Annotated in this window: 8 protein-coding genes; 2 read left to right on the top strand and 6 right to left on the bottom strand. The window is 64.5% G+C overall.

The features are described 5' to 3' along the window. Positions 1-47 precede the first annotated feature (47 nt). From LO55_RS07855 to LO55_RS07840, 4 genes are all read right to left on the bottom strand, one after another. Complete coding sequence (locus LO55_RS07855) at positions 48-2,195, bottom strand: M3 family metallopeptidase (RefSeq protein ID WP_071363712.1); 2,148 nt, start codon at positions 2,193-2,195, stop codon at positions 48-50. Positions 2,196-2,382: 187 nt separating this feature from the next. Further along, positions 2,383-2,586: a SlyX family protein gene (locus LO55_RS07850; RefSeq protein ID WP_005664422.1), complete on the bottom strand. Its 204-nt coding sequence runs from the start codon at positions 2,584-2,586 to the stop codon at positions 2,383-2,385. Between the two features lie 48 nt (positions 2,587-2,634). Beyond that, a complete protein-coding gene (locus LO55_RS07845) occupies positions 2,635-4,791 on the bottom strand; it encodes a DUF4214 domain-containing protein (protein ID WP_005664420.1) in 2,157 nt (718 codons plus the stop codon). Between the two features lie 177 nt (positions 4,792-4,968). Next, the gene (locus LO55_RS07840; RefSeq protein ID WP_071361055.1) at positions 4,969-7,038 is read right to left on the bottom strand and encodes a UvrD-helicase domain-containing protein; all 2,070 of its coding nucleotides are present in this window, start codon (positions 7,036-7,038) and stop codon (positions 4,969-4,971) included. Between the two features lie 218 nt (positions 7,039-7,256). Here LO55_RS07840 and LO55_RS07835 point away from each other — a divergent pair, with 218 nt between their 5' ends. Next, complete coding sequence (locus tag LO55_RS07835) at positions 7,257-7,742, top strand: SRPBCC family protein (protein WP_071361054.1); 486 nt, start codon at positions 7,257-7,259, stop codon at positions 7,740-7,742. 44 nt (positions 7,743-7,786) lie between these two features. Here LO55_RS07835 and LO55_RS07830 read toward each other — a convergent pair whose 3' ends face one another. Next, complete coding sequence (locus LO55_RS07830) at positions 7,787-9,226, bottom strand: dihydrolipoyl dehydrogenase (protein WP_071361053.1); 1,440 nt, start codon at positions 9,224-9,226, stop codon at positions 7,787-7,789. A 265-nt stretch (positions 9,227-9,491) separates the two neighbouring features. Here LO55_RS07830 and LO55_RS07825 point away from each other — a divergent pair, with 265 nt between their 5' ends. Continuing rightward, the gene (locus tag LO55_RS07825) at positions 9,492-10,079 is read left to right on the top strand and encodes a PEP-CTERM sorting domain-containing protein (RefSeq protein WP_071361052.1); all 588 of its coding nucleotides are present in this window, start codon (positions 9,492-9,494) and stop codon (positions 10,077-10,079) included. Between the two features lies 1 nt (position 10,080). Here the strand turns inward: LO55_RS07825 and LO55_RS07820 are convergent, their stop codons facing one another. Beyond that, positions 10,081-12,105, bottom strand: coding sequence for a primosomal protein N' (locus LO55_RS07820; protein ID WP_071361051.1), 2,025 nt, complete (start codon positions 12,103-12,105; stop codon positions 10,081-10,083). Positions 12,106-12,254 lie beyond the last annotated feature (149 nt).

Here is a 12,254-nt window from a genome sequence, read left to right as displayed (position 1 = left end):
GCCGCCCTCACCCGCTGCTCGTGACAGCGAATGAGGGCGGCGCGATATCAGTTGCTGGAGGGCTTGGTCTCGACCAGGCCGCGGCGCTCGAGCAGCGGTCCGATTTCCGGATCGCGGCCGCGGAAGTCGCGGAACAGGTCCATCGCTTCCGCCGTGCCGCCGCGCGACAGCAGGGTCTTGCGGAAGTGATCGCCGTTCTTGCGGGTCAGGCCGCCGCTTTCGGTGAACCACTTGACGGTCTCGGCGTCGAGACGCTCGCTCCACAGGTAGGCGTAGTAGCCGGCCGAATAGCCGCCGCCCATCGAGTGCGAGAAGTAACCGGTGCGGTAGCGCGGCGGCACTGGCGGATAGGCCACGCCGGCATCCTGCAGCGCCTTGGCTTCGAACGACAGCACGTCGGTCGGGATCTGGCTCGGGGTCAGCTGGTGCCAGCGCTGGTCGAGCAGCGCCGCGGCCAGGTATTCGGTGGTGCGGTAGCCCTGGGCGAACTTCTTCGAGGCGACCACCTTGTCCAGCAAGTCCTTCGGCATCGGCGCGCCGGTCTGGTGGTGCTTGGCGTAGTTGGCCAGCACCTCGGGCCAGGTCACCCACATCTCGTTGACCTGCGACGGATACTCGACGAAGTCGCGCGGCACGTTAGTGCCCGAGAACTTCGGATACTTCACGTCCGAGAACATGCCGTGCAGCGCGTGGCCGAACTCGTGGAAGGTGGTGACCACTTCATCGTAGGTCAGCAGGGTCGGCTCGCCCTTCGGCGGCTTGGGGATGTTCAGGTGGTTGCCGATCACCGGCTTGTGACCCAGCAGGTGCGACTGCGAGACGTATTCGTTCATCCAGGCGCCACCCTGCTTGTTGCCGCGGGCATAGGGGTCGAAGATGAAGATCGCCAGCGGCTTGCCGTCGACGTCGAAGATGTCGTACACGGTCACGTCCGGGTTGTATACCGGCAGGTCGGTACGCTGCTTGAAGGTGATGCCGAATTCCTTGGTGGCGGCGAAGAACACGCCGTCGACCAGCACACGGTTCAATTCGAAGTAAGGGCGCAGCTGGCTCTCGTCGAAGTTGAAGGTCGCGGCGCGCACCTTGTCCTGGTACATCGGCCAGTCCCAGGCCGCGACCTGGTACTTGCCGCCTTCTTTGTCGATCACCTTCTGGATCTCGGCGGCTTCCTTCTTGGCGTTGTTGACGGCAGGCGCGGCCAGGTCGCCCAGCAGCTTGTTGACGGCGGCCGGGTTGCGCGCGGTTTCCAGTTCCTGCGAATAGGCCGCGAAGTTCGGGTAACCCAGCAGCACGGCGCGCTCGGCGCGCAGCTTGGCCAGGCGCAGCACCTGCTTCGTGGTGTCGAACTGGCCGCCATGGGTGCCGCGTTCCAGCGACGCCTTCATCAGGCGCTCGCGGGTGGCGCGGGAGGTCAAAAACGACAGGGCCGGCTGGCTCGAGGTGTTCACGATCGGGATCGCGAACTTGCCCTTCTGGCCGCGCTTGGCCGCTTCGTCGGCGGCGGCGCTGATCTGCGCATCGCTCATGCCGGCCAGTTCGGCGCGGGTGTTCACGATCAGGGCCGCGGCATTGGCGCCCTTGAGCACGCGCTGCTGGAAGTCCGACTGCAGCGAGGCGATCTCGCCATTGAATTTCTTCAGCTTGGCCTGGTCGGCCTTGGACAGGTTGGCGCCGGCGCGCACGAATTCCTTGTAATAGCGCTCGAGCAGGTGGACCGACTCGGCGTCCAGGCCCAGCGTATCGCGCTTGTCGTGCAGCGCTTTCACGCGCGCGAACAGTTTCGGGTTCAGGTGGATGGCGTCGGAGTGGGCCGCCAGCTTGGGCGACATCTCGCGGTCGACCGCGTCCAGCGTGTCGTTGGTGTTGGCGCCCTGCAGGTTCGAGAAGGTCGCGTACACACGCGCCAGCAGCTGGCCGGAACGTTCCAGCGCCACGATGGTGTTCTCGAAAGTAGGCGCGGCCTTGTCGCCCGCGATCGCTTCGACTTCGCGCAGTTCTTCGCGCATGCCGGCATTGAAGGCGGGCAGGAAGTGCGCGTCCTTGATCTTGTCGAAGGCCGGGTAGTTCAGCGGCAGGCTGCTGGGCTGGGCGAAGGGGTTGGAGGCGTCGAGCGCGGGAGCGGCGGGGGCGGCAATTGCGGTTGCATGCGCCAGCGCCACGCTGGCTGCGATGATGAGCAGTTGTGGACGGGTCATGAGGTCTTTCGCGAACACTAGGGAAGGCGCCGTCGGGGCTAGCTCGACGGCAGTGCGCTGAAGATCATAGCAGGCTTGCATGCCCACCGTCACAATTAAAAAGTATTGCAATGTATCAGGAAACACGTCCCGTACTTACGCGCGTAAAGACATGTATGCATGGCCAGGCCGGCCATGCGGCGCGGCGTCAGTAATGCGGTGGACGTTCGTTGAGGGGCGCCTGGCCGGCGTCGCGCAGGGTGCGCACGTGGTCGGCCAGCTTGGCGACCATCGCCTCGAGCTGGTCGATGCGGCGATCCTGGCGGTAGATGGTCTTGTTCAGCTCGTCCAACAGGTCTTCCTGCTGGGCGAGCTTGATTTCGAGACTGACGAAGCGGTCTTCCTGGGTCATGGCGGACTCCGGCAAAGCCGGCATTATGCCAGCCTTGCCGCCGCCCGATCAGGCGAAAGGCACGTAGTCGATGCCCTGGGCGATCAGCTCGACCACGTTCACCTTGTTTTCCGGGCTCTCGCTGAACGCCATGAGGATCTGCTCGCGGCTGTGCAGCTGGATCTGCTGCAGCCAGTAGGCCTGGCCGCCGGCATCGGGAGCGCGGTTCAGCACATTGTCATACAGCTCGACAATGAATTGTTCATTGCTCAAGTTCTTTCCGTACAGCGTCTCGAATTCGATGGTGCCGTCCGGCGCCGTAATGCTCATGAACTCCTTGGCAATCTGCATCAGCTCGGTTCCCGTATCCCGGCGGTGCAGCCAATAGCCCATGCCGCCGAGGTCAGGCGCACGGTCGAAGATGGCCTGGTAGAGGCGGAACACTTCGCCGGCCGCGCCGTCGATGTCGATCGCCTTGTAGCCATCGTTGAACTTGATCCGCTCGACATTGAACAGGCCGTCCACTTCACCGTTGGCGGCAGTCGCCGAGAAGCCCCAGGTCTCGTCGCGCAGCCTGTAGTCCGCGCGGTTGCCGTTGAACACGACGGTATCGATGCCGGCGCCCGCGTCCACCGCGGTGCTGCCAGGATTGATGGTGATGGTGTCGCCATTGGCGGTGCCGGCCTGGTAACCGTTGTTGTTGATCGCCAGGCTGACGGTGGCTTGTCCGGCGCGCGCATTACCCGCGGCATCGAGCGAGGTGACGACAACATTGTAATTACCATTGGGCAGTGGATGCGAGTTCAGCACCCACTTGCCGTCGGCGCCGACGACCGCGCTGCCGATCTTGGTAAAGTCGCTGTCGCGATACAGCTCGATCGTGGTGCCGGCATCGCCGGTGCCGGTGAACACCGGACGGTTGCCGCCGGCGGCCAGCGTCGCGCTCACCGTCGGGACGGATGGCGCCGTGGCGTCCACGTGGAAAGGCACTACCGCACTGTTCGCCGACACATTGCCCGCCGCGTCAGTCGCGGTCGCGAATGCCTGGTAGTTGAAGCCATCCGCCAGCGTTTCCGTGGCCCGGGCATTCCACAAGCCATTGGCGTCGGCGGTGGCGGTGGCGATCAGGCGGTCGCCGATATAGACCTTGATGGTGGCATTCGCTTCCGCAGTGCCATTGATGAGCGGCCGGTTGCTGTTCGCATACAGCAGCCCATTCTGGGTGATCGCCATCACCGGCGCCGCCGGGGCCACCGTGTCCGAGCTCACCACGTTGGCGCGCTCGACCTTCATGTCGGCAAACTGCAGCCAGTCGATATTGCGCAGGGTATCCGTTCCCTCCGCTCCCGAGACCGCTAGTCCGCCATCGGCCAGGGTGCCGAAGGTATAGCTGTTGCGGTTGCCGTTGTAGACCACCGTATCGATTCCTGCTCCGCCGTCGATCATGTCGTTGCCTCCATTACCTTGCAAAGTGTCGTTGAATTGGGTGCCCACCAGGACGTCGTCCTTATAGCTGCCGGTGATATAGCGACCGCCGCTGCCGTTGAGACCGAGCTCTCCGCGCAGGCCGTCGCCACCGTACAGCCAGTTGAAGGCGGCGATGTCATAGGGACTGTAGGTGCTGTGCCAGCCGCCGAGGGAGTCGTAGGACATCAGCGTGTTGCTGGTATTGTTTTCGTTGCCGGGCAAAACGATCTCGCCTGCCACACCCTCGCGGAAAGAATGCTTCAGGCCCAAGGCGTGGCCCAGCTCGTGCAACAGGGTTTCATAGCCCTGGGTGCCCGCCGTCAGGTTCTCGGTGATGTGGCGCCACTCGGCGTTGTCCAGGTACACATAGGCGTTGGCCGTGTACTCGGTCAGCGCGCCGTTCGAGGTCGCGCGGTAGCCGGCCTGCCAGCTGCACAGGCCGGTCGTGTACTGGCCCTCGAGATCGATGTTCGCCAGGTGAATCTGGGCCGCCGTCCCGGATCCCGTCTCGCGAAATTCGATGCCGGTAATTTGCTGCAGATAGGTGAAGGCGGCGCGGGTTGCCGCCTGCTGGGCGGCGCTGAACGCTTCCTGGCCGGTCTTGCCGGTTTCGTTGCCCGACGCCGTCGAGAAGGTGTAGAACAGGACGTTGGCGTTGGAATTGCTGAGGTAATTCCAGTCGGGCCCCTTGTCCAGCAGGGCGTCGATGTGGTTCAAGCCCGAGAGCGGGGTGTCGGTGATATCGGAAACGGTGGCCATGAATCGGAATAAAAAACGTTGCGCTTGCCACACAGCAATTGCCGTGGAACTTTAGCTATCGAAAAACTCGCATTCGGGCAAGTATTTCTTGCTCGACAGTCGAAGTCAAATGCGATTTCAATCGTGCGCAGGTCTTGTCGATCCGCCAAGGCTTACGCGCAACGTTCAATTTCCAACTTATTCAGGAACCGGTCTAGGTGTTGCCAACAAGGCTTTCAGGTTCGCCAATCTTTCCTTGGGACTCAGGATTTCGCTTTCCATCGGCGCCGCTTCGCCCACGTCCAGCGCCATCTCCTTGATGAAGCGCGAGGGATCGCAATTGACCAGTTCGCCCGCTCGTTTCCTGCGCTTGCACCAGCTCACGTGCAGCGTGCGCTGGGCGCGCGTGATGCCCACATACATCAGGCGGCGCTCTTCCTGGATGCGCGCCGCGATCGACTCGACCGACGCGTCCGGATCGCCCTTGTGCGGCAAGATGCCCTCTTCCACCCCGACCAGGTAGACGTGCGGATATTCCAGTCCCTTGGAGGCGTGCAGGGTCGACATGCGCACGGCATCCTGTTCCTCGTCGGCTCCCTCGAGCATCGACATCAGGGCCACCATCTGGGTCAATTCGAGCAGGTTCTTTTCCTCGCCATCGCGGTCGCGTCCGCCACGGCCGCGGTCTTTCAGCCAGTTGGTGAACTCGAGCACGTTCTGCCACTTGCCCTGGGCTGCGCGGTCGTCGAAGTTTTCGTACAGGTAGTGCTCGTAGTTCATCTCCTTCATCATGTCGTCGAGCACCTCGGCCGCATGGTCGCCGCTGCCCGATGGCCCCGGCCGGGTGGCGCGGTCTTCCAGCTCGGCGATGAAGTGGCAGAAGTCGCGTAGCGGCCCCAGCTGGCGCTCGGCCAGCTTGGCCTCGATACCGCCCTTTCTCGCCGCCTCGAACAGCGAGCAGTTCCACTGCTTGGAAAACTCGCCCAGCACTTCCAGCGTGGCCATGCCGACGCCGCGCTTGGGCGTCGTCACGGCGCGGATGAAGGCCGGGTCGTCGTCCTGGTTGGCGATCAGGCGCAGGTAGGCGATGATGTCCTTGATCTCCGCCTTGTCAAAAAAGCTCTGGCCGCCGGACATCGTGTAGGGAATGCGCTCCTTGCGCAGCGCCTGTTCGATCACGCGCGCCTGGTGGTTGCCGCGGTACAGGATCGCGTAGTCCGTCCATTTGTTCTTGCGCTGGAAGTGGTCGGCCGAGATCATGATCGCGACCTGGTCGGCTTCCTGGTCGTCGTTCTGCATGCCCAGCACCTTGATCGGCTCGCCCAGGCCGTGCTCGGACCACAGCGACTTCTCGAACAGCTTCGGGTTGTTGCCGATGACGGCGTTGGCCGCCTGCAGGATGCGGGTGGTGGAGCGGTAGTTCTGCTCGAGCTTGATCACCTTCAGGTCGGGGAAATCGTCGCCCAGCGTCTTGAGGTTTTCGACCGAGGCGCCGCGCCAGGCATAGATCGCCTGGTCGTCGTCGCCGACCGCCGTGAACATCGGCTTCTTGCCCAGGCCCGTCACCAGCAGCTTGACCAGCTCGTACTGGCAGGTATTGGTGTCCTGGTATTCGTCCATCAGCAGATAGCGCAGGCGCCGCTGCCAGCGGTCGCGGATCGGTTCGTTATTGCGAAACAGTTCCACCGGCAGGCGGATCAGGTCGTCGAAGTCGACCGCCTGGTAAGCCTGCAGGGTCGCCACGTAGCTGCGGTAGACCCGTCCGGCCAGGGCCTCGTCCTCGTCGCGCGCCGCCTTGATCGCGTCTTCCGGGTCGACCAGGCCGTTCTTCCACAGCGAGATCGCGTTCTGGATGCCGCGGATTTCCTGCTTGTCCGTGGTCAGGGCCAGGCTCGACACGATGGTGTAGCAATCGTCGCTGTCCATGATCGAGAACTTGTCCTTCAGGCCCACCCCGGCCGCTTCCTGGCGCAGGATCTTGACGCCCAGCGAGTGGAAGGTGGACACGGTCAATTGTTTGGCTTGCTTGGGCTGCTTGAGCAGCTTGCCGATGCGCTCCTGCATCTCGAGCGCCGCCTTGTTGGTGAAGGTCAGGGCGGCGATGGTGCGCGGATCGTAGCCGCAATGCTCGATCATGTAGGCGATCTTTTGCGTGATCACGCGGGTCTTGCCCGAGCCGGCGCCGGCCAGCACCAGGCATGGGCCGTCGAGGTATAGCGCGGCTTCGCTCTGCGGCCCGTTGAGGCCGAATCTTGGTGCATTGGACATGGGAATTATTTCTGGAGGGACAGGCAGCGATTGTAACAATCTGGCGGGCCCAGCGGGCGATGGCGCGCGCCGCATATACCGGATTGCAACACACTGCGGATTGCAACACCGGCCGGGATGGGCCGATCGGACGCCCCGGACACGCGGGCGCGCAATCGAGTAACATGCGTCCTTTGCGGTTTGCTCCGCTGCGGCTCTATTTTCTGGACATACGCCCTATGAAATTCGAACATCTCGTAGAAATCAACGACCCGATGAACCCGCTGATCGACACCCTCACCCGCGAGCAGGTCTGGCATGGCCTGGTCCTGCGCGCCGAGGACCCGAAGATGTTCATTCCGCACCTGGACGCCAGCGAGATCGTCGAGCGCGAGGCGGGCGCTTTCCGCCGCCGCCTGACCTTCGGCGACCTGGTGATCGAAGACCAGGTTTTCCTGACCCCGCTGCAGGAAGTGCGCTATGAGGTGCCGGCCCAGGGCGAGATCGCGGCCTCGAGCCTGCGCATGATCATCGAAGCGCCGACCAACGCCATGCTGCTGGTGCGTTTTTGCTACGACGACGGCACCGGCGAGCACGTCGATCCGGCCAATGCGATGTATGACGAGTTCAAGAAGTCGGCATATGAAGAAGCCGACCTCGACACGGTGCGCATCCTGCGCAAGCTCGCCAGCGAAGGCAAGCTGAACACTGCGTTGCTGAATTAATTCGCTGCGCCGACCGCGTGGAGGGCGCAGCCTTCCATCCTGCGTTAGGTGCCGGGCTCGGTATCGGCCGCATCGGTCTGGCTCTCGCCCTTGGAGAGGTTGGCGGCCAGGTCGCGCAGCGCGGTGCGCACGCCCTCCTCGATCACCGGGTGGTAGAACGGCATCTCGAGCATCTGGTCGACCGTCAGGCGCATCTGGAATGCCCATGACAGCAGATGGGCCAAATGTTCGGCGCGCGGCGCGATCATCTCGGCGCCCAGGAACAGCCGGGTGCCATACTCGGCATACACCCGCAACATCCCCTTGTTCTGCAACATGACCCGGCTGCGGCCCTGGTTGGCGAACGACACGCTGCCGACCGCGAACTTGCGCTGGCCGCCGGCGCACAGGGCCTTGTAGTTCTTGCCCAGGGTGGCGATGTTCGGCTCGGTGAAGGCGACCGCGATCGGCGCGCGGCGCAGGCCCGGACGCACGTCCGGGTAGCGGCCCGCGTTGTCGCCGGCGATCTTGCCGTGGTCGGCCGCGTCGTGCAGCAGCGGGCGTTCGTTGTTGGCGTCGCCCGCGATGAAGATGTTGCTGGTGCCGCACTGCATGGTGCGCGCATCGAACACGGGGATGCCGTCCGGCCCGCGCTCCAGCCCCGTATGCTCCAGTCCCAGGTCGTGCACGTTCGGCGTGCGGCCGGCCGTCATCAACACGTACTGGAAGCGCTCGGTGCTTTCCTTGCCCAGCGCATCGCGCACCGTCAGCGCCACCTCGTCACCCTCTTGCACGGCCCCGACCACCTCGGTCTGGAAGGCGATGTCGAGTTCTTCCATCAAGACCCGTCCCGCGCAGCGCAGCACTTCCGGATCGGTGATGTTGGCGATGCTGCCGCCGCGCGCGTAGAAACGCACGCGCACGCCGAGCCGCGCCATGGCCTGGCCCAGTTCGAGACCGATGACGCCGGTGCCGATCACGGCCACCGAGCGCGGCAGGTCGTCCCAATAGAACACGTCGTCGCTGGTGACGACGCCGGGGCCGACGTTCTCGAGTTGCGGCAGGCGCAGCGGCGTGGAGCCGGTGGCGATCACGATGCGGCCGGCCTGGATCTCGGTGTGGTCGTCGACCACCAGCGTGCAGGGGCCGGTGAAGCGCGCGCGGCCCTGCAGGCGGTCTTGCACCGGCATCGCCTCCACGCCTTCGAGCACGAAGCCGACGAAGCGGTCGCGTTCGCGCTTGACCCGGTCCATCACGGCGCGGCCGTCGATGCGTTTTTCACCGGCATGCACGCCGAATGGCGCGCAGGTGTCGATCACGTGGGACGCCTCGGCCGCCGCGATCAGGAGCTTGCTCGGCATGCAGCCGACCCGGGCGCAGGTGGTGCCGTACTGGCCGCTCTCGATCACCACCGTGCGCGCCCCTTGCGCCTTGGCGGCGCGGTAGGCGGTCATGCCGGCGGTGCCGGTGCCGATGACGGCGACGTCCACGTTCAGTTGTTTCATTGCTGGTCTCCGCTGCTGCGCTAATGACAGGCAAAACGATACGCTATTTTGCCGCTGCCGGTGACGAATCCGGCCCTGCCGCATGCGCCGGATCGGCGCCGCATCCGGCGCCGTATTCATATTGCATGTCGAGCAACTTTACATACCCTCCGGTATCGCAGCCATACTTTATTAATTTCTCCTTAGAAATCAGTTGATTGCAAGAAGCCACGTGCCCCGGCACGCTTGTTGCTCATCGGTGAATTCCACAACCAGGGAGATCGTCATGAAACTTGCTACCTTCAAGAAACTGCTTGTCAGCTTGTCGCTGTTCGCCTCGTCGTCGCTGTTCGCCGCGCCGATCACCTTCGATGTCACCGGCGTCCAGAGCTATGGACTGCGCGGCGACGCCGACAACACGGTCGTCCTGCTCGACATCGGCGCCAACTCGCTCGTCACCAGCATCGCCTACGATTTCACCCTGACCGCCGATTCGCCGAGCTGGCTGGCGGACATGGTCGTCGCTTTCGAAAATTCCAAGCAGACCGAAGGCGTGTTCTTCACGCCGGGCATCGCGGAGTGGTTCCCGGGCACCCTGAGCTACTCGGGGTTCGCCGACCTGGTCGACCTGGGCCTGGCGTTCGAAGTCGGCGTCGACGGCATCCTGCGCCTGGAATTCTTCGAAGACTGGGACGATCTGCTGGGAGTGGACGGCCAGTGGGACTTCGGCACCATCACCTTCAATGTGGAACCGGCGGCCGGGGAAGAACCTGGCGAAGTGCCCGAACCGGCCACCGGCCTGCTGCTCGGCGCCGGCCTGGCGCTGATGGGCTATGCCAAGCGCCGCCGCAGCGGCGCCAGGGCTGCGGTTTGACTTAAATGTCGAGCGGGTCGACCTCGAGCGACCACTTCACGCGCGACTTCATCGCCCGCAGCTGATCGACCCAGACCCGCAGGAAGGCCTGCAGCGCGGGCCGCGAGCTGGACTCGACCAGCAGCTGGGCGCGGTCCACGTTGTGGACCCGCGTCATCGTCATCGGGATCGGGTCGTTGATCAGGATGGCGTCGCTGGGCAGGCAGTCGCGCGCCGCTTCCAGGAATGCGATCGCGATCGGCAGCTCCTTCGCCTCGGCCCGCAGCAAGGCCTGGTACATGAAGGGCGGCAGGCCTGCTTCCCTGCGCTCTTCGAGCAGCTGGCCGGCGAAACGTTCGTAATCGTGGCGCATCACCGCGCCGTACAGCGGATGCTGCGCATACCGCGTCTGCACCAGCACCTCGGACGGCGCGCCGGCGCGGCCGGCCCGCCCCGCCACCTGCATCAGCTGGGCGAACAGGCGCTCGCTGGCGCGGTAATCCTGCGAGAACAGGGCGGTGTCGGGGTTCAGGATCCCGACCAGGGTCAGCTTCTTGAAGTCGTGGCCCTTGGCGACCATCTGCGTGCCGATCAGGATGTCCACCTCGCCCCGGTGCACGCTGTCGAAGGCGGCTTGCGCGCTGCCCTTCAGGCGCGTGGAGTCGGCGTCGATGCGCAGGATGCGCGCCTCGGGAAACATCGCTTGCAATCCCTCTTCCACGCGCTGGGTGCCGCGTCCCAGCGGCTGCAGGTCCACGTTGCCGCAAGTTGGGCAGGAGCGGGGAATGCGCAACTCCAGGCTGCAGTGGTGGCAGCGCAGCCGGTGCTCGGGCTTGTGCAGCACCATGAAGGCGGTGCAGCGGGTGCAGTTGCTGATCCAGCCGCAGGCGTCGCAACAGATCACCGGGGCGTAGCCGCGCCGGTTCAGGAACAGGAGCGACTGCTCGCCGCGCTCCAGCCGCCCGCGCAGGGCCGCCAGCACCTCGCTCGTCAGCCCGTCGCGCGGACGGTCGCGTTCCATGTCCACCAGCCTGACTTTCGGCAGCACGGCGTCGCGCACGGCGCGCTCGCGCAGGTCCAGCCGCCGGTAGCGTCCCGAGCGCGCGTGATGCCACGATTCGAGCGACGGCGTGGCCGAGCCGAGCACGATCGGGATTCCCAGCTGGTGCGCGCGCCACACGGCCAGGTCGCGCGCCGAATAGCGCAAGCCTTCCTGCTGCTTGTACGAAGGGTCGTGCTCTTCGTCGATCACGATCAGCCGCAGGTTCGGCAGCGAGGCCAGGATCGCCAGCCGGGTGCCGAGCACGATGCGCGCCTGGCCTGTGTGCCCGGCCAGCCAGTGCAGCATGCGCTCGCCCTCGGACAGGCTGCTGTGCAGGGTGGCCAGCATCATGCCCGGGAAGCGGGCCCGGATATTCCCTTCGAGCTGGGGCGTCAGGTTGATCTCGGGGACCATGATCAGGATCTGCGCCTGCGGGTCGCGCGCGAGCACCCGGGCGCAAGCCTGCAGGTAGACCTCGGTCTTGCCGCTGCCGGTCACGCCCCACAGCAGCAGCGGCGTGAAGCCGTCGGCGCCGCCGATCGCGTCGGCCGCCTCCTGCTGGGCGGGGTTCAGCACCGGCATGTCGACCGCCGTCGCATCTTGTGCCTGGTCGAGCTTGGCCAGTTTTTTCAGGGCCCGGTCCAGCGCCACCGTCTTGGGCACCCGCAGGTTCTTGGGCAGGCCGGGCAGCGCCACCTCGCCCAGCGGACGCTGGTAGTAGTCGGCGGCGAAGCGCGCGAGGGCGATCCAGCGCTCCGGCAACGGGGACAGCTGGCTGCGTACGGCCAGCGCATCCTTCAGTTTTTCGGGCGCGACATCGGTCTCGAACTTGACCGCCACGATCAGCGCCATGACCTCGCGGCGCGCGAACGGCACCAGCGCCAGCTGGCCGGGCAGCGGTTCTTCGCCCGGCCGGCATGGCCAGCGGTAGTCGAAACTGCTGTTCAGCGGTGTATCGAGCACGACTTCGAGGAAGCAATGCGTGCTATCGGTGCTGGTTGACAATCTGGGCCCTGTGCAAATCTGTGGAAAACTTTGTGAATAGCGTGGGACTTGACCCCATCAAAGGTTTACGTTAGATCAAGTCGCAATCGATAATTCTCAAATTCAAGAGAATTTTTTTCTTATGAATCAATGACTTGCATATTCACCCT

Source organism: Massilia timonae (genome assembly GCF_001866515.1).
GTDB classification, from domain to species: Bacteria; Pseudomonadota; Gammaproteobacteria; order Burkholderiales; family Burkholderiaceae_D; genus Telluria; species Telluria timonae.
Note: the sequence above shows the minus strand (reverse complement) of the source record. Positions and strands in the feature narration are given on the sequence as shown.